Raw genomic sequence first — 18,391 nt, forward strand, 5'->3', positions numbered from 1 at the left:
TTTTTATTTATAAAGCTTTTTTCGCAACATAGCAGAGAAAAAGCATCCTTCACTATTCACTCCGTGAATTCTTTCACCTTGACGCCCCAGCGGCAATCTTTCACTTTTTCACCGCGTAAGCCGGGTGAAAAGCTTTCACTTGTCAATGAGCAAAAATCCACATTTATTAGTTTATTCAATCTTTATAGTTACTTCGTCCTTTCTCACTTTCTCACTATTGCATATTTATATTTATCTTATATTATGTTAATATTATTAATTGACCCATATTACGCAATGCCAGTTTTTCATATTTAATAAAACATTTATAACTATACAAAGCTATTTAAAAGCAGAAATACATTAATATATTGAAAATAAATTTAGGAGAAAATTAATGAAGGAAAACAATAAATTTTTACCCATATGTAAAAATGATTTAATAGAAAGAAAAATAGATCAGCTTGATTTTATAATAATAACAGGAGATGCCTACGTAGATCATCCTTCCTTTGGCAGCGCTATAATTGGAAGAGTTCTTGAAAATGAAGGCTTTACTGTTGGAATAATAGCTCAGCCTGATTGGAGAAGTTCTAAGGATTTTATGAAGCTTGGAAAACCTAAATATGCTTTCTTTATAAACTCTGGAAATATAGATTCTATGGTTAATCATTATACTGCTGCAAAGAAAAAAAGACATGATGATTTCTATTCCCCCGCAGGTGAAAGTGGTCATAGACCAGACAGAGCTCTTATAGTATATTGCAATAGAGCTCGTGAGGCTTATAAAGATGTTCCTATAGTTATAGGCGGCATTGAAGCGAGCCTTAGGAGGTTTGCTCACTATGATTATTGGGAAGACAAGGTTAGAAGAAGTATACTCATTGATTCCAAAGCAGATTTATTAGCTTATGGCATGGGTGAGAAAACTACCATTCAGATAGCAAATTTATGTAAATATGGCATGAATATAAAAGACATGAAGGATATACGTGGAACGGAATACATCACTTCAGACATAAGTCCATTAAAGGACTATGTAGAGACACCTTCCTACGAAGAGGTTTCTTCAGATAAAAAAGCCTATGGAAATGCCTATAAGATTCAAGCTATGGAGCAGGATGCATTTAGAGGAAAAACTATTGTTCAGAAGCATGGTGATAGATATATAGTACAAAATCCACCTCAATATCCTTTATCAGAAGAAGAAATGGATGTAGTATATAATCTTCCTTACACTAGAACCTATCATCCATGCTATGAAGATAAAGGGGGAATACCAGCACTTACAGAGGTCAAATTTTCCATTACCAGCCACAGAGGCTGCTATGGCGGCTGTTCTTTCTGCGCTCTAACATTTCATCAGGGTAGAACTATTCAGCATAGAAGTCAGAATTCTATTATTGATGAAGCTAAAGCTATGACAAATTACGCTGACTTTAAGGGCTATATTCATGATGTTGGTGGCCCTACTGCTAATTTTAGACATGTATCCTGTAAAGAGCAGCTTGAAAGAGGCGTATGTAAAAATAAACAGTGTCTTTTCCCTAATCCCTGCAAAAACTTAAAAATTGATCACACTGAATATCTTAGTCTCCTAAGAAAACTCAGAGCACTGCCAAAGGTAAAAAAGGTATTTATACGTTCTGGAATAAGGTATGATTATCTCATACATGATAAAAACACAAAATTCTTTGAGGAACTTTGCAAACATCATATAAGTGGTCAGCTAAAGGTTGCACCGGAACACATAAGTGATAAAGTTTTAAAAAAGATGGGAAAACCAAGCAGAAGTGTTTATGATAGATTTGTAAAAAAATATTTTGATATAAATAATAATTTGGGAATGAAGCAATATCTTGTACCTTATCTTATGTCCAGTCATCCAGGAAGTGACCTTAATGCTTCTATAGAACTTGCTTTATATATAAAGGAAATGAGATACCAGCCAGAGCAGGTACAAGATTTTTACCCTACGCCTGGAAGTTTTTCTACTACTATGTATTATACAGAGATGGATCCTTTTACAGGTGAAAAGGTATATGTTCCTAAAACACAGCATGAAAAAAACATGCAGAGAGCACTGCTGCAATTTGCTAAACCAGAAAATTATAAAATTGTTAAAGAAGCATTAGTAAAGGCTCATAGAGAAGATTTAATAGGTGGTGGACCTAATTGTCTTATTCCATCTATTCCAAGGGCAAGGGTAAATAAATCTACTAAAGCTAAAAATAATAAGCGAAAAATTTCAACTAATGAAACAAAGCATTCTTCTAGCAATAAAACCAATACAAAGATTAACAAACATAATCCCAGGAAAAGTAACTCAAAAGCTAGAATAAAATAATATTTTTACTTATCTAAAAAGCATGTATTCATATCTTCTCTTAATTACAAATACATGCTTTTTAGTAAACCTGATTATAGTAAATTTCCATCCAAATAATTTATATTAATTTTAATAATTATCCTTGTTCCCTTTCCTTCCTCACTAATTACTTCTATATTTCCATTATGCCTATCTACAATCCACTTGGCAATAGATAGTCCAAGACCTGTTCCTCCCTTATCTTTAGACCTGGATTTATCAACAGTATAAAACCGATCAAATATTCTTTCTATTTCTTCCTTTGGTATTCCAATTCCAGTATCACTAATTGTCATTTCTATAGTTTTTTCTTTAATTACGGAGTTTAGAACTATATTGCCATTTTCCGGTGTAAATTTAATGCTGTTATCTATAAATATTCTAAACATTTGTTTTATCATTTTATAATCAGCAAGAATCTCTACAACTTGATTTTTTTCACTTAATATATTATGAGTTTTATCTATAAGCCTGCTTTCTTCAATTACCTCATCTATAAGTTTATTTAAAAAAAATCTAGTTTTATTCATCTCCAAAACACCGCTATCACCTTTGGCAAGGAAAAGTAATTTTTCTATCATATCTGCCATAGTAGAGACTTCAAACTTAATGGCATAAATTGACTTTTCTAAAGCCTTTTTATCATTTTTCCCCCACCTATCAAGCAAATTTACATATCCACTAATTACTGCAATAGGAGTTCTTAATTCATGTGAGGCATCAGATACAAATTGAGTCTGCCTATTAAAGGAATCCTGAAGTCTGTTTATCATATTATTAAAAGTAGCGGCCAGTCTTTTAAGCTCATCCTCTGGACCCTTCATATCTATTCTTTCATTTAAATTATTAATACTTATATTTTCAGCTGCTTTAGTAATATTATCTATAGGCTTCAGCATTTTTTTACTTATAATATATCCAATAATAATTGAAGAGACAATGCCTATAAAATCTGATACTGCCATAAAGAAAAATAATATCTTCATAAAATCATATTCTCTACCCATATCTTTGATTATTTGCAAATTTTTAATACCATAATTATTATTTTCAATTTTTACATTCTCATATATCAGATGCCTATCCTTTTCCTCTAAATGTATTATTTTGTCATAATCCTCATTAACCTTTACATTATAATAATATCTTTCTGGAATATTTACTATCTTTCCATCCTTTTCTGTAAGCTTTATATATAAATTTTCTCTAGATGGCAAATTTATTAATATTTTTTTATCTATTGTATCGTTATTTTCTTTTTGTTCTCCTATATCATTTAAAATTATATTTTTCACATCAACTAACTGTTTATTAGCTTGAGAATAAAAATAATGTTTTATGCCATATAAAACAGAGGCATTTAATATAAGTAATATAAAAGAAAACATAAAAGCATAAATTATTGTCAATTTAGCAGAAATTTTGGCTTCTCTAATAATATTAATTTTCATTAATTACATATCCTACCCCTCTAACAGTAGTAATCAATTTATCTTCAAAATCATCATCTATTTTGCCCCTTAAGTATCTTATAAAAACATCTACCACATTTGTGTCACCTTCATAATCATAGCCCCATATTTTTTCAATCAACTGTTCCCTAGTAAGAACTATATTTTTATTTATAAGCAAAGTTTCTAATAAATCATATTCTTTCTTTGTCAAATCAATTTTTCTACCACTTCTTAATACTTGATGTGTACTATTATTTATTATTATATCCTTGAATTTTATTTCATTATATTTACAGCTTGGTATATTGTTCCTCTCTATTACTCTTATTCTGGCTAACAGCTCCTCTATTGCAAAAGGCTTTGTTATATAGTCATTCGCTCCAATGTCAAGTCCTTTAACCTTGTCATTTATATCACTTTTGGCCGTAACCATTATAATAGGTATGTTATAATTGCACCTTATTTCCTTGCAAACCTCCATTCCATTTAAACCAGGAAGCATTATATCAAGAAGAATTAAATCATAACCGTTTTTTTCTATTTTTTTAATGGCATCTATGCCATTGTGAGAAACATTAGCCTCATAGCCCTCATGAATCAATTCCATTTCAATAAACATAGCCATCTGTTTCTCATCTTCTACTATGAGTATTTTAAAATTTTTCATATTCAGCCTCTTTCTATTTTCAATATATATCAATATTAAATTTTATCATATAATGTCCTAGCTCCTAAAAATTTATTTATTTTTCTTTAAAATATTCGTCGCATCTTTGACTTCTTATTTATTTTCAGATGCCTAAAACATGAATATTTTGTATAGAAACTATATTTAAAATTATAAGTACTAGTTTTGAGCATAGTATTCCAATTATGATGCCACCTATAACATCTGTAGGGTAATGAACATATAAGTACAATCTAGACAATGCTATTAAGAATGCTACTGCCATAAATATTATTCTATATTGATGAAAATACATAGATAATACCCCTGCCACAGCAAAAGATGAACTGGTGTGTCCTGAGGGAAAAGAATAGGATATTGGTCTGGATATTAGAAGATTAATATTAATTCCATTATTGCAAGGTCTAATTCTTCTCACTATGTGTTTAACTATTCCTTCCCCAATAATTGTACTTATAGCCAATGTCAATATTACTATACCTCCAATTACCTTATAGGGCTTGTTCAATAATAGAATAATAGCTACTGCAATCCATATAATGCCTATATTCCCCATTGTAGTAATCATAGGCATTAATTTATCTAAATATTTATTTTTCAAATATTTATTAATAGAATTCAACACATAATTATCAAATATATTTATTCTATTTAAAATATTTAAATACATATTTACCCACCTCTTTCCCCTATTTTACATATATTATTCACACTGGACATTAAAATTAGATTAAAAATATTTTATTTACGAAAAAAATTTTAATCCTACTTAAAATTTTGGGGGCAAGTAATCGCAGATATGTTGATAGCTTTATATTTGTAAAATTTTTATAAATATAAAGCTATCAATACTTAAAAGAATTACTTGCCCAATTTAGATTGAATGTATTACCAAAACAATAATATATTAATTAACTTTAGCCCTCTTATACAATGTCTTCTTTACGTCTTTTATATCTCTGACATTTGTTTTTGCTATTCGTAAATAACAGACAGCAGCTGGAACCAAAAACATCTGAAATACTGCCATAGTTATAATATAATTACTGGGTTCCCTTCTATATATTGAAATAAAAGCTAACAAATATCCTACTCCTACATTTCCAACAGTTCTGCCAAGACTATTTGCAATGTTAGATATACTAAAAGCTGCACCTCTATGTTCTGGAAGATTCACCTCTGTTATTAAGGCTAACCAATTCGGAGTATTTGAAGATTGAGTAGCACTTGCCAAAAAAGACAGTATAAATATTCCCATCATCCACGGATTTATAACTATTTCTTTCAAAAGACTTATTAGTATTGAATAAGTACTGCTGTTATCAATAAAAAGTTTATTCATTGGCATTATAAACATAAGTACATAGAGCGGCATAGTTATAAATACAAAAAATGAAGTCATTAATGCCCTTCCTTTATAACTTTTTCTCTGCAATAAATCCCCTAGATACCCAAAACCAGAGGACGTCAAACCACCTAACTGCAGTATTGCATACAGATATCCAGCGGCTATAATAGCTGTTTTATTATCATAACCTTGATTTTGTATTTTTGAAATATATAGAGTTGGAAGCCATATAAGACTCCCTGTAGTAATATTCATAAAAATACCTTGGAGCAGCAACAATAGGTTAGTTTTTTTACATATTATTCCTTTAACTTCACTTAATTGTATAGTGTGATCATATGTATTTCCTTCCCTTATAAGCTTTTTAAGTTCAGGCTCTGCTTCACCTAAAACTGGTTCTCTTATAAAAATATATAAAACAGTTAAGAAAAATCCTATTATGCCTACAATCTGAAAAGGCTCTCTCCAGTTACTTGATGTAGCAATAAGTGACGCCATTAGAGATCCCATTATCCCTCCAAAACCCTGAGACATTCCCCAAAGACTGAGAATCATTCCTCGATATTTATAGGGTATAAAGTCCGTAAGCACACTAAAACCAATAGACGCTATGCAGCCAAGACCAATACCTGTAAAAAATTGTGATATTATGAGCTCTAAATAATTACTACTTCTAGAAGTCATAAAAACAGATATAGACCAAATAATGGTACCGAACATAATAAGCCTTTTCCTATTGTATTTTCCTGCTGCATATCCCCATAAGATTGATGACATAGCTGTAACAATTATATTTATAGCAGATACAACTCCTAATGAAGATATACTTATGTTTAAATCCTTGGCTATAGAAGAAAACAGAGGTGGAAATAAACCTATTATAATATTGTCAAATGCTGCTAAGGCTACAAAGATAAACACAGTATATATTGTTCTAATATTACTTCTATTCATAAATAAAAAATCACTCCTTAAATTATATATTACTGTAACTGTTTGATTTTCTAAAGTTATATTTTTACATTGAAAAATTTTTTACTTATTGTTAACATTAAATATGAGCCTATTAATATAAAATTTATTTATAGGCATTCAACAAAATTCATTAATTATTCGTGTAATAATTAGTATGTATTTTAAACAAAATACTAAAGAACAATAAACTATTATTTAATTACAGAGGTGAAAACATGACTAAAAACATATTAATTATTTCTTCCAATTATACAGGAAATGGCCACAAAAGCATATCAGAAGCTTTATGCGAGCAATTTGCTCTGCATCCTGATATAAATGTAACTGTAATAGATGGCTTTTCCTTGGGTGGTGATTCTCTACTTAAAATTGGTAAATCTTATGGTACAATTACCAGAACTGCCAAAGGTTTATGGCAATTAATCTGGGATTTATCATCGATTAAACCATCCATAATAAATGAAATAATTGAATTAAGCATAACTGATAAATTCATGGGATTATTTAAAAGTGTAAAACCAGATTTAATATTATCACTGCATCCTAACTTCAATGGCTCTATAATAAATATTATGGAGAAAAACAAAATAAAAATTCCTTTTATCACTTTTATTGCTGATCTAGTAAGTATTTATCCACTTTGGGCAGATAAAAGAGCTGATTATATAATTAGTCCAACCATTGAGGCCATGGAAAAATGTATACAATTTGGAGTTCCGGAAGCAAAGATTAAAGTTTTAGGCTTTCCTGTACGCTCAAAATTTTATAATGATTCTAATATTACAAACAAATATGATACTTATGATAATCCTTTAACCTTCCTATTACTTAGCGGAGGCGATGGTGTTGGTAATATGAATAAGATTTCCAATATTCTCCTTAGCAACTTTAATTGTAATTTAAATATAGTTACAGGCCGTAATTCACTATTGAAAAGGAGACTTGAAAAATCTTTACTTGATAAATATGATGATAAAGTTAATATCTACGGTTTCGTAGATAATATTGAAGAACTTATGGTGGAATCTGATGTAGCTTTCACAAGAGGCAGCCCAAATGTAATGATGGAAGCTATTGCCTGTAATTTACCTATGATTGTAACTGGAGCTTTACCAGGTCAGGAGGAAAAAAATCCCCAGTATATTGAAAAATACAATATAGGAGCAGTCTGTACCAATGTGAGAAGGCTAAAAAACACCATTGATAACTTACTTTCCGATGATGCTGCTGAATTAATAAAAATTAAAGAATGTCAAAGAAATTATAGTGATCCCAATATTGCAAAAAATATAGTGGATTTTATAATTCAGGTGTAGGATAAATGTGCTGTCTCATAATGCATACATATGCGTTGGGAGACAGCTTTTTAGCTATTCTACTATTTTTAGAAATAGTAATTATCTTCGCCTTTATTATCTTTAAAGAAGATTAAAATCGAATTAAAAAAGAAAAAATATATGAGAGTCATGTAAAATAACTTTAAAATAATATTAACAATATAGTTACTCATTTCTCAGCAAACTTTAAGTAAACTTTAAGTGTTTATTAATACAAGTGTTATATAGTTATATTCATGATACATTTTAAATAAATAGAAATAGGAGAATTGATGTCATGAAAAAAATACCTAAAATACAGATATTTAGAATTTTTGTTCAAATTGCATTTTTATTTTTACTCCCCGGCCTTTTTGCTTTAGCTTTCAGTCAACTAGGTGAAATATATTCTGCTATCATTAATGGAAAATTTAATCTTCTTCAGTTATTTCCTAATTTAGTGTCAATGTTAACACTTTTCATTTTAACCATAGTATTGAGCAGATTTTTCTGTGGTTGGTTTTGTGCCTTTGGAACTTTTAATGATTTTATATATATTATATCAAGGAAAATATTTAAAACCAAATTTAAAATTGATAAAGATGCAGATGCCCTATTAAAGTATTTAAAATATGTAGTTCTATTATTTATAGTAATTTTCATATGGACAATTGGAAGTAAAGCCTTCCAAACTTTTAGTCCCTGGGATGCCTTTGCACAAATAACTAATTTACCGCAAGTTATCTTAAATTATCCACTAGGCTTTATTATATTGATATTAATAGCCTTTGGAGCTGTATTTATCGAAAGATTCTTCTGTAGATATTTATGCCCTTTAGGAGCTGTATTTTCAATAATATCTAGGATTAGTATATTTAAAATAAATAAACCTTCTGATAAATGTGGTAAGTGTAGAGTATGTACTAACAATTGTTCAATGGGAATACAATTATATAAACTTCAAAATGTAAGGGGTGGCGAATGCATAAATTGCTTAAAATGTGTAGAAAAATGTCCTAGAAATAATACTAAGGCAACTATATGTGATGAAAGCATTAATCCAGCATTGGCCAGCTCAATTGCCATTGTTGCTTTTACTGGACTATATTCTGCCAATAATGTAGCTGGCAAAGTTATAAGTAGAAATTTTCCTGTTACTGTATCCGCCAATACTAACAGCAGCGCTATGCCACAAACAAAATATAAAGATGGAACATATACTGGAACAGGTACTGGTTTTGGTGGTACAACTAAAATTTCAGTTACAGTAAAAAATGGTAAAATTGCCAGTGTTGAAACAATATCAAATGAAGATACGCCAGACTATTATAATAGGGCTTATAGCTCAATACCAAATGAAATAATTTCAGCTCAATCTACTGAAGTAGATGCTGTTTCAGGTGCTACATATAGCAGCCATGGAATTATTTCTGCAGTACAGAATGCACTAAGCAATGCAGTAGCAAGTAATTCATCAACAAGTAATACTACCGCAGTAGCAAATAATAGTTCTTCTTCAAATAATAATACTACACCATCTCAAAATAGCAATGCAACAAATAATAATGAATCTACGAGCAGTACAACCTCTAGCACAACTAGTGTAGCACCTAGTACTGGAAGCAGTACAACTACTCAAAGTAAATATAAAGACGGAACATATACGGGAATAGGTAATGGCTTTAGGGGTGAAACTAAAATTTCAGTTACAATAAAAGGTGGTAAAATTGTTAATATACGAACAGTATCAGAGAATGATCAATATTATCAAACGGCTTATAGTTCAATAAAAAATGAAATAATTTCAGCACAATCTCCTCAAGTAGATGCTGTTTCAGGTGCTACATATAGTAGTAACGGAATTATGACAGCAGTAGAAGATGCGTTAAATCAAGCTAAAGCATAGAATTTACCTCAAAATATATTTGTTATGAAAATTTATAATTATAAAAAACACTATGAAATTCACATAATTTTAATTGAATTTCATAGTGTTCTTATTGTTTTTGTATATAGTTATAAATGTTATTTAGGAAATCATTCATTAATTTTTACTTTTGAGGCACCCTCTTTAAATATATAGAAAAAGTAGTTCCAACTCCCAATTCACTATTTACTTCAATTTTTCCATGATGGTCATCTATTATGGATTTCACTATGGAAAGTCCTAAGCCATATCCTCCATATTTACGTGATCTATGGGACTCATTTCGAAAAAATCTATCAAATATTTTAGTAACATTCTCTTTAGATATTCCCATTCCATTATCTTTAACCTCTAAAAGAACAAAATCTTTTTCATAATCCGTAATAATACTTATAATGCCCTTCTCCTCATCTGTATGCCTTACAGCATTTTGTATCAGATTATAAATAACTTGCTTTATCTGATCTCTATTAGCATAAGCTAATATATTGTCCTTTAACTGTAATTCTATTTTTCTTTCTTTTGAAAGTATTTTTAGCTGTGGATATATTTCATTTATAATATCACTAATATTTTCTTTATTCATTTTTACAGGAGCATGCTGGTCTAATCTAGTCAACAATAATAAATCATTAACCAATTTATTAAGTCTTTCGCTTTCTATTAAAATACTATTCAATGCTAAATCCAATTGTTTCTCATTTTTTGCCGCCCCTCTTAATAAAACTTCTACAAATCCATGAATGGACGTAAGCGGAGTTCTCAATTCATGGGAAGCATCGGAAATAAACTGCCTCATCTTTTCTTTAATGTATTGTTCTTTTTCAAAGGATGTTTCTATTTTTCCCAACATAGTATTAAAAGCACTTGCTAATTTATCAATTTCCAATTGTTTATTATCTATTGGCAAACGGGTATTTAATTGTCCAACGCTGATATTCTCTACAATGTTAGTCATATTATAAAGTGGTTTTAAAGTATATTTAAATACTGTTATACCAAATATTCCACCTACCATTAATGTTAAAATTGAAACTGCTATGTAAATGTAAAATTGTCGATAAAGTATATCCTGAACAGGTTTAGCCGAAATGCTTAATTGTATTAGACCTGAGGGGAAATGTAAATCTCCAATTTTACGAAAAGCTACTATCTGTAAATTATTATTTTCATCTTTAACTAATCTATAACCTTCTAGAGTTCCTCTTTGCTTAAATAGGTTTTTATAATCATCCTGTGATAACTTTGGAATAGGAACAGTTTGTTGGAATCTATCTAAATCTTTAGATTTACTTATATCATTAGTATCCATATTACTTGAACCCTTACTAACACCTGCTATAATATTTCCATTTATATCTATAATTGCACCACTCATATTTGAATCAATTGTTTTATCCATAAGACTATTTGAATTTTTTATCAAATCTTCTGATGTTTGAATTTGCTGTACTTTGTATTGATCGAGATTATGAAATCTGGAGTCTAAAACCTGCTCTTTACCTCCATATAAATATTCTTTCATGGTTACATATTGCAAAATTCCAATTATAATTAATAACAATATTAATATTAGAAAAAAACGAGATAATAGCTGCCATTTTAAGCTATTAGTCTCTAATATATTTTTGAGCCTTTTCATCTATATTACCACCTTATAACCTACACCCCGTACATTACAAATAATTTTATGTTCCTTATCTTCAAGCTTATCTCTTAAGTACCTAATATACACTTCTACTATATTTTCTTCACCATTAAAATCATTACCCCAAACTTTTTCAAGTATTGCTGCTTTGCTCAATACTAATCCATTATTAACTAATAAATAATTAAGTAAATTATATTCCGTTGGAGATAATTTCAAAATTTTATTATGGAAAGAAATTTCATGAGCGCCATTATCTACTGAAAAATCTCCTATATGTAACACATCATTTAGCTCCGGAAATCTATTACGAAGCCTAACGTTAATTCTTGCTAATAATTCCTTGAAACTAAAGGGCTTTACCATATAATCATCTGCCCCTAAATTCAACCCTTTAACTCGATCATCTATTTCATCCTTAGCAGTAAGCATGATAATGGATGTTTTTATAAGTTTCTTTATTTGAGAACATACCTCATAGCCATTCATACCCGGCATCATAACATCTAATATTATTACATTTGGATTTAATTTTCTCGCTAAAGAAATTGCCTCAATCCCATCAGATGCAGTATATACAATAAAGCCTTCAGCTTCCAGCCCCATTTTTATAAATAAGGTTATACTCTCCTCATCATCTACAACAAGAATGTTTACTTGATCTTTATTTAATAAATTCATAAAAGCTATCTCCCTTTTCTTTTGCTCCCATTTTTAAGTCTATTTCTTCTTTACCTTGTCCAGGCAATAATTTAAAGTTGATACCCACATAAGTTCTCCCCATATATACTGAGGCATGATTTGAATACCAATATAAGGTAATATAATAGCCACTGTAGTACAAAGAGCCGAGCAAACTACTAATATTATGCCTATCCTATTTATATTTGAATTGTTTATCGCATTAATCGCCAACATAAGGAAAAGTATATTTATAACAAGATAAACTATATCTATATACCAAAAATTATGTTGTAAATTCATGCTATAACCCAGTGAACTATCATTTATCATTGATATATATACTGTGACCTTTAAAAACATTAAAAAATAGATAATTATAAATGCTAAGGCTCCCAAAGTAATATGTAAAAAATTTATACTATCTCTTCTAAGTAAAATATACAGTATTATAGCACCACTTATTGGTATACATGTAAAATGTAGAAAATAAACAGACTTCATAATATACATATAACTGAGATTATTATTTATATACATAATGAAAAGTGATATATATCTTAGCAATAGCAAAATTAAAACAATGCTGCTAAGAGCTCGTATTTTTTTTGGACCTTTTAAGCATAGTCCTATTCCAAATAAAACAGATAATAAAACAAGCAATAATAAAATTAGATATATATAAACTATCATTTATCTTCTCCTCAAACTTATTATTACTTATTAATATTAGTAAAAAACTCTATTTATTCTTCTATACCTAAAATTTTTAGTCCATGCTTTATACAGGTAATTTTAAGTGGAAAATCTGGCCCCTTCTCCCCATCTATGTCTGTAGTTATATCCTCATAGCTTTCTATCTCCAGTTCATCAGTTTTAAAATACATTATTGAATTATTATCTAAATGATCACCTTTAAGCATATTTATAAATAGGCCTATCATATCTACAGGATTGCTAGCTTTTATTATAATTACATCTAAGAGCCCATCATCCAAATGAGCTTTATAAGCAAAATTTAGATTCCCCGCGGTTTGTCCATTAAATATAAGAATCAAGTACATATCTCCATCGAAATGATTTTTTGAAGATTTAACCTTAACCTTTAACTTTCTAAAATTGGGCAGTTGTTCTATCCCTTTTATATAATAGGCTAACTTTCCCATTGTGTTTTTTAAATTAATATCAATTTTTTGCGATATATCTGTAAACAGCCCCATGCTGGCTACATTTATAAAATATTTATCATTTATTTTACCTAAATCAACTTTTTTTACATCTGTATTCAATATCTGTTTACAAGCCTTTTCGATGTCAGCAGGCATACCAATAAATTTTGCAAAATCATTAGCTGTTCCTACAGGAAGAATAGCTATAGGTATATCTATTTCTTTACTCCTCATACAGTTAACTACTGTGTCTACAGTACCATCTCCACCAGCTATAAGTATATATTTATAGTCATCTTCTATATCCTCAAAAGCCTTATCTATGCTATATCCCCTACTTATTCTATATGGTATTACGATATAACCCTTTTTTTGATGTATCTCTATAACCTTATCTATATTGGTTATAATGGAATTCTCTCCCGAATAAGGATTATAAATAAATTTTACTTTATGCATACTGTATCTCCTATCAATAAATTTCATAATAGTATAATGTAAAATTATTATCCACAAATAATTATTGCTTAGATTATATCATTTAAGCAGCAAAATTATTATAAAAGCATATTTATCTCTCTTTATATAGTATATTCTATTTTTAATATTTGTTTCAAAATAATTTGTAAACAAATAACAAGTCAACATACTTATCTTCTTGACTTGTTGTTTATTCCATGACTAGCATCTAGATAATTCATCTAAACTTGGTGGGAATAAAAACTCCCACCAAGTAAGATTCATTGATTTTCATGTGCCTAATATCAGGCTGTTTTTAAATTATTGGTGTACAAGGCTCAGAAATCTCACATAATGTCTTTTCTGCTAAGTTTTCCATGGTAGAATTAGTTGCTATATCACCTAAAGAAACAATACCAACTAAATTGTCATTTTCTACTACGGGAAGTCTTCTTATCTGCCTTTCACTCATTATTCTTGCTGCGTCCTCAGCCTCCATGCTAGGTTGTATAAGCACAGGATTTGAAGACATTATTTCCTTAACGGTTTGTACTTTTGCATTTTGTCCATTGGCTACAGATCGAAGAGTTATATCTCTATCTGTAATAACACCTACAACTTTTTCCCCTCTACACACAGGTATAGAACCAATATTATGTTCCATCATAAGTTGAGCTGCCCTCTCAATAGTATCATTTGAATTTAGACTAGCTACACTTTCAGTCATTATTTCGCTAACTTTCATAATAAAAACACCTCCTAATTATATTTTAACCAAGAGTAATTTTTATATAATACCTAATTAGTTTTTATTTTTTTATACCTTCTATATATGTAAGAAGCTGTAAAAGCAACACCAAGCATTGCAGCAATAGGTATTAACATTTTAACTGAAAAAGGTCTATTTAAATGTTTTCCCATAAAGGAATAAGATAACATTTCTGGTATTATTCCAAGCATTGTTCCAAGAATAAAATCCGTATATCTCATTTTAGTAAGCCCTGCGGCATAACTAAGAGGGTCATAGGGAAAGACAAAAGATAATCTCATGAGAAGCATTATTAAAAAACCATGTTTTTCGATTCTATTGTCAAGTTTAAAAATCTTTCCTCTAAGTATCTTATCCACAAAGGGTTTTCCAAGCATATGAGCAAGGAAAAATGCCAGAGAAGCCGAAAAAAAACATCCTATCATACTTAATACAAAGGCATACATTGGTCCAAATATATTCCCTGCCAATATAGATAATAATGAAGTTGGAATAACTAGCACTACTGGTTTAAGTGAATATATTATAATAAAGACAACTACCGCAAAATTTCCATAGCTTAATATATAATCTTTTAAGTATCTCATAGATATATGTTTTCTAAAATGTCCCATACCTGTATATGTAAGTATAGTTCTATTATAAAAAAACAAGTATAAAACAATAATCACAATACAAATAATAAGAGCATATTTAAATTTGTAATTATAGCCCTTCATATTTTTATCATCTCCAGTATATTATATAATAACATGGCAGTAAATTCATTTCTAGTATTTGCAAAAACTAGAGTACTTATATATAAAATTATTAATAAACTATTAACTATTTCCTATAAATGAGTTATAATAGATAATTATATTATACATGCTTAATAATATCAGATTGATATACTGCAATTATCTGGTTTTATTTACGAACTCATTATGCAATATTATATAAAACATAGGAGTGATTTTAAAAATGGCTAAAAATTCTGTACCAAATTTTTTTACACTAAGTAATTTGGCTTGCGGGGTATTATCTCTTTTGATGACATTCGAGGCTTCATCACAAAATTTAGGCGCTTACAAATGGGCTTGTCTCTTTATTATATTCGCGGCACTTATAGATAGGTATGATGGTAGAGTAGCAAGATATTTAAACGTTTCTAGTGAACTTGGAAAGGAACTTGATTCACTGGCTGATTTAGTTTCCTTTGGTGTTGCTCCTTCCATTTTGGTTTTTAATTTGTATGATTTTTCTAGATTTGGTTTAATTGGTTATGTTTTAGTTTTGCTGCTTCCAATTGCAGGTGCTTACAGACTGGCAAGATATAATACTACAACCTTTGATGGAAATTTTATGGGGATTCCAATAACTGCTGCTGGCATAATTATTGCATTTTATTCTCTAATTCTAATTTTATCTAAAACAGCTCCTAATGCAACATTAACCATTGTCTTAATAATAATGCTATCATATCTTATGATAAGTAAGTTAAAAATTAAAAAAGTGTAAAAAAGAGCTCCATAAACTAATTATGGAGCTCTTTTAATTTGATGATTTTAGCTCTTCTTCAATTTCTGTACGAATACTATCTATATTTGTAGATTTTTTTAGAAATTCACTTTTAAGCTTACAATATTGAATATAGTGTACATTAGTATCATCCATATCACTCAATATGCTGTCAATGACATCACCGAGCTTATCCACTCTCTTAAGTGCATTTTTCACATCATTTTTAGTAGCCAGTGCTATTTGATTGAGTTCACCTACTCCGCCGATTAAAAGTCTATAAGAATTAACAAGCCTTCCAAGTAGATCCGCAAGATTGCTAACGTCGGAGTAATAATTTTCTATAACTTTTCTCTTTGACAAATCAAATCCACCTTTAACATAAATATCACTAATATTATATGTGATAAATACTAATTTAATGATTTTTGCTCTGAACAATTTTTTTAAGTTCAAGTCCTGTTTTCGTAGCTGCAAGTCCTCCCAGAGCTGTTTCTCTAAGCTCACAGGGCAATTGTTTTCCTATGGTGTACATAGCAGCTACACAATCATCAAAGGGTATTTTACTTTCCACGCCACTAAGTACTAAATCTGCTGTAGATAATGCACTTACTGTCCCTCCTATATTTCTCTTTGCACAAGGTACTTCTACAAGTCCTGCAATTGGATCACATACAAGTCCCAAAATATTTTTTATAACTATAGCTGCTGCATCCAAGGCTTGCTTAGGACTGCCTCCTAACATCTCTACTATTGCTGCTGAAGCCATGGCTGCTGCAGATCCACATTCTGCCTGGCAGCCTCCTTCCGCTCCAGCTAAAGTAGCATTTTTAGCTATTATTATACCTACCCCTGAAGCCGTTAACAGTGCTCTTATAAGATCATCTTCAGATTTACTATACTTTTCGCCAGTGCTTATTATAACCGACGGTAAAATTCCGCAGGATCCAGCTGTAGGTGCTGCCACAATTTTTCCCATAGCCGCATTTACCTCTGAAGAAGATAATGCTCTTGCCATGGCTTTAACTAAAAATTCTCCACATATTGTATTTTTACTCTTGGCATATTTATATACTTTTACTGCATCCTTACCAATGAGTCCACTGACAGAGGTAACCTCATGAGTTAATCCGTATTCAGCTGACTCTTTCATTACATTCAAAGCCCTTCCCATTCTATTAAATATAATATTTTCCGTTTCTCCGCTTTTCTCTATTTCCTGCAGCAGAGTATACTCATGTATGGATATATGGTCTCGGCTGCAAATATCTATAAGTTCACTGCCTGTATCTACAAACATCTATCTTCCCTCCGTAACTGGATTTACACATCTTATACTTTCAATATTTCCTACATCCTTTATTTTATTTAAAATATTTTCAGATATAATTTCATCTGTTTCAAATATCATAGCTGCAGTAAGACCCTTACTTTTTCTATATACCTTTAAAAATGCAATATTTATGCCTGCTTCTGATATAACTGTACTTACCTTTGATATCATTCCCGGCACATCCTTATGCTTTATTATAAGTGTTGGATAATTTCCATCAAAATCCACCCTTTGCCCATCTATTTCACTTATATTTATATTTCCTCCACCTACTGAAGAGCCTAAAACTGCAACTTCGCTTCCATCCTTTTTTGTAATAACAAATTTAACTGTATTAGGATGCTCTATGCCAAGATCTGTTTCTATGAACTCATATTTTAATCCCTTCTCCTCTGCTATTTCAAAAGAATTTTTAAGTCTTTCATCCCAGGGATCCATCCCGAGAATACCTGCTACTAGTGCTTTATCCGTTCCGTGTCCTCTATAAGTTTTAGCAAAGGAGCCGTGAAGAAAAAATTTAACTTTTGAAATTTCTTTTTCTCCTGCAATTATACCTGCAATTCTTCCAAGTCTTGCAGCCCCTGCTGTATGTGAACTGGAAGGTCCTATCATTATTGGTCCTACTATATCAAAACAACTAAACTCTTTCATATCTCTATCACCTATCTTTTTTTCAATAGTGCCATTAAGCAAATGGAAATAAATAGTAAGTCAAAGATACCATCATACTAACTATTATTTATCTGAATGTGCCTTATTATAATTGTATATAAACAT

16 protein-coding genes are annotated in these 18,391 nt (G+C 30.1%); 4 read left to right on the top strand and 12 right to left on the bottom strand.

Going from position 1 to position 18,391, the window contains the following annotated elements; genetic code table 11:
- Window positions 1-376: 376 nt before the first annotated feature.
- Window positions 377-2,326: a YgiQ family radical SAM protein gene (locus tag ABF633_RS03660; RefSeq protein WP_415522126.1), complete on the top strand. Its 1,950-nt coding sequence runs from the start codon at window positions 377-379 to the stop codon at window positions 2,324-2,326.
- A gap of 74 nt (window positions 2,327-2,400) precedes the next feature.
- On the opposite strand, the gene ABF633_RS03665 is transcribed toward ABF633_RS03660, so the two are convergent.
- The 4 genes from ABF633_RS03665 to ABF633_RS03680 all read right to left on the bottom strand — a co-directional run bounded on the left by ABF633_RS03665 (window position 2,401) and on the right by ABF633_RS03680 (window position 6,791).
- Window positions 2,401-3,798: a sensor histidine kinase gene (locus ABF633_RS03665; RefSeq protein WP_415522128.1), complete on the bottom strand. Its 1,398-nt coding sequence runs from the start codon at window positions 3,796-3,798 to the stop codon at window positions 2,401-2,403.
- The gene (locus tag ABF633_RS03670) at window positions 3,788-4,468 is read right to left on the bottom strand and encodes a response regulator transcription factor (protein ID WP_415522130.1); all 681 of its coding nucleotides are present in this window, start codon (window positions 4,466-4,468) and stop codon (window positions 3,788-3,790) included. The genes ABF633_RS03665 and ABF633_RS03670 overlap by 11 nt, the downstream gene beginning before the upstream one ends.
- 124 nt (window positions 4,469-4,592) lie before the next feature.
- Window positions 4,593-5,159, bottom strand: a complete 567-nt coding sequence (locus ABF633_RS03675; protein WP_415522132.1) for a phosphatase PAP2 family protein — start codon at window positions 5,157-5,159, stop codon at window positions 4,593-4,595.
- 237 nt (window positions 5,160-5,396) lie between these two features.
- Window positions 5,397-6,791, bottom strand: a complete 1,395-nt coding sequence (locus ABF633_RS03680) for an MFS transporter (protein WP_415522134.1) — start codon at window positions 6,789-6,791, stop codon at window positions 5,397-5,399.
- 236 nt (window positions 6,792-7,027) lie between these two features.
- On the opposite strand from ABF633_RS03680, the gene ABF633_RS03685 reads away from it, so the two are divergent.
- Entirely contained in the window at window positions 7,028-8,128 is a 1,101-nt protein-coding gene (locus ABF633_RS03685) for an MGDG synthase family glycosyltransferase (protein WP_415522136.1), read from the top strand.
- A gap of 298 nt (window positions 8,129-8,426) precedes the next feature.
- On the top strand, window positions 8,427-10,034 hold the full coding sequence (locus ABF633_RS03690) for an FMN-binding protein (protein ID WP_415522138.1): 1,608 nt from the start codon (window positions 8,427-8,429) through the stop codon (window positions 10,032-10,034).
- Window positions 10,035-10,179: 145 nt separating this feature from the next.
- Here ABF633_RS03690 and ABF633_RS03695 read toward each other — a convergent pair whose 3' ends face one another.
- The 5 genes from ABF633_RS03695 to ABF633_RS03715 all read right to left on the bottom strand — a co-directional run bounded on the left by ABF633_RS03695 (window position 10,180) and on the right by ABF633_RS03715 (window position 15,500).
- Window positions 10,180-11,697: an ATP-binding protein gene (locus ABF633_RS03695; RefSeq protein WP_415522140.1), complete on the bottom strand. Its 1,518-nt coding sequence runs from the start codon at window positions 11,695-11,697 to the stop codon at window positions 10,180-10,182.
- Window positions 11,698-12,384 (bottom strand): response regulator transcription factor, encoded by a 687-nt coding sequence (locus ABF633_RS03700; protein WP_415522142.1) that lies wholly within the window; start codon window positions 12,382-12,384, stop codon window positions 11,698-11,700.
- A 746-nt stretch (window positions 12,385-13,130) separates the two neighbouring features.
- Complete coding sequence (locus tag ABF633_RS03705) at window positions 13,131-14,012, bottom strand: YegS/Rv2252/BmrU family lipid kinase (RefSeq protein ID WP_415522144.1); 882 nt, start codon at window positions 14,010-14,012, stop codon at window positions 13,131-13,133.
- Between the two features lie 316 nt (window positions 14,013-14,328).
- Window positions 14,329-14,757 (bottom strand): CBS domain-containing protein, encoded by a 429-nt coding sequence (locus ABF633_RS03710; protein WP_415522146.1) that lies wholly within the window; start codon window positions 14,755-14,757, stop codon window positions 14,329-14,331.
- A 53-nt stretch (window positions 14,758-14,810) separates the two neighbouring features.
- Entirely contained in the window at window positions 14,811-15,500 is a 690-nt protein-coding gene (locus ABF633_RS03715; protein ID WP_415522148.1) for a TVP38/TMEM64 family protein, read from the bottom strand.
- Between the two features lie 244 nt (window positions 15,501-15,744).
- On the opposite strand from ABF633_RS03715, the gene pssA reads away from it, so the two are divergent.
- Window positions 15,745-16,281 carry a CDP-diacylglycerol--serine O-phosphatidyltransferase gene (pssA, locus tag ABF633_RS03720; RefSeq protein WP_415522150.1) on the top strand — a complete coding sequence of 179 codons (537 nt, stop codon included), beginning with the start codon at window positions 15,745-15,747 and terminating at the stop codon, window positions 16,279-16,281.
- 33 nt (window positions 16,282-16,314) lie between these two features.
- Here pssA and ABF633_RS03725 read toward each other — a convergent pair whose 3' ends face one another.
- The 3 genes from ABF633_RS03725 to sdaAB are packed head-to-tail and all read right to left on the bottom strand — an operon-like array spanning window position 16,315 to window position 18,265.
- Window positions 16,315-16,644: a hypothetical protein gene (locus ABF633_RS03725; protein WP_415522152.1), complete on the bottom strand. Its 330-nt coding sequence runs from the start codon at window positions 16,642-16,644 to the stop codon at window positions 16,315-16,317.
- Between the two features lie 55 nt (window positions 16,645-16,699).
- Complete coding sequence (gene sdaAA, locus ABF633_RS03730) at window positions 16,700-17,581, bottom strand: L-serine ammonia-lyase, iron-sulfur-dependent, subunit alpha (protein ID WP_415522154.1); 882 nt, start codon at window positions 17,579-17,581, stop codon at window positions 16,700-16,702.
- On the bottom strand, window positions 17,582-18,265 hold the full coding sequence (sdaAB, locus tag ABF633_RS03735) for an L-serine ammonia-lyase, iron-sulfur-dependent subunit beta (RefSeq protein WP_415522156.1): 684 nt from the start codon (window positions 18,263-18,265) through the stop codon (window positions 17,582-17,584).
- Window positions 18,266-18,391 lie beyond the last annotated feature (126 nt).

Origin of the sequence: Clostridium sp. (assembly GCF_047718555.1) — a bacterium.
GTDB lineage: Bacteria > Bacillota > Clostridia > Clostridiales > Clostridiaceae > Clostridium_I.

Coding starts and splice junctions, on each gene's coding strand:
- ABF633_RS03690 (WP_415522138.1), top strand. CDS start 8,427: ATGAAAAAAATACCTAAAATACAGATATTTAGAATTTTTGTTCAAATT.
- ABF633_RS03685 (WP_415522136.1), top strand. CDS start 7,028: ATGACTAAAAACATATTAATTATTTCTTCCAATTATACAGGAAATGGC.
- ABF633_RS03660 (WP_415522126.1), top strand. CDS start 377: ATGAAGGAAAACAATAAATTTTTACCCATATGTAAAAATGATTTAATA.
- ABF633_RS03700 (WP_415522142.1), bottom strand. CDS start 12,384: ATGAATTTATTAAATAAAGATCAAGTAAACATTCTTGTTGTAGATGAT.
- ABF633_RS03705 (WP_415522144.1), bottom strand. CDS start 14,012: ATGCATAAAGTAAAATTTATTTATAATCCTTATTCGGGAGAGAATTCC.
- sdaAA (WP_415522154.1), bottom strand. CDS start 17,581: ATGTTTGTAGATACAGGCAGTGAACTTATAGATATTTGCAGCCGAGAC.
- ABF633_RS03675 (WP_415522132.1), bottom strand. CDS start 5,159: ATGTATTTAAATATTTTAAATAGAATAAATATATTTGATAATTATGTG.
- ABF633_RS03670 (WP_415522130.1), bottom strand. CDS start 4,468: ATGAAAAATTTTAAAATACTCATAGTAGAAGATGAGAAACAGATGGCT.
- ABF633_RS03665 (WP_415522128.1), bottom strand. CDS start 3,798: ATGAAAATTAATATTATTAGAGAAGCCAAAATTTCTGCTAAATTGACA.
- ABF633_RS03680 (WP_415522134.1), bottom strand. CDS start 6,791: ATGAATAGAAGTAATATTAGAACAATATATACTGTGTTTATCTTTGTA.
- ABF633_RS03715 (WP_415522148.1), bottom strand. CDS start 15,500: ATGAAGGGCTATAATTACAAATTTAAATATGCTCTTATTATTTGTATT.
- pssA (WP_415522150.1), top strand. CDS start 15,745: ATGGCTAAAAATTCTGTACCAAATTTTTTTACACTAAGTAATTTGGCT.
- ABF633_RS03695 (WP_415522140.1), bottom strand. CDS start 11,697: ATGAAAAGGCTCAAAAATATATTAGAGACTAATAGCTTAAAATGGCAG.
- sdaAB (WP_415522156.1), bottom strand. CDS start 18,265: ATGAAAGAGTTTAGTTGTTTTGATATAGTAGGACCAATAATGATAGGA.
- ABF633_RS03710 (WP_415522146.1), bottom strand. CDS start 14,757: ATGAAAGTTAGCGAAATAATGACTGAAAGTGTAGCTAGTCTAAATTCA.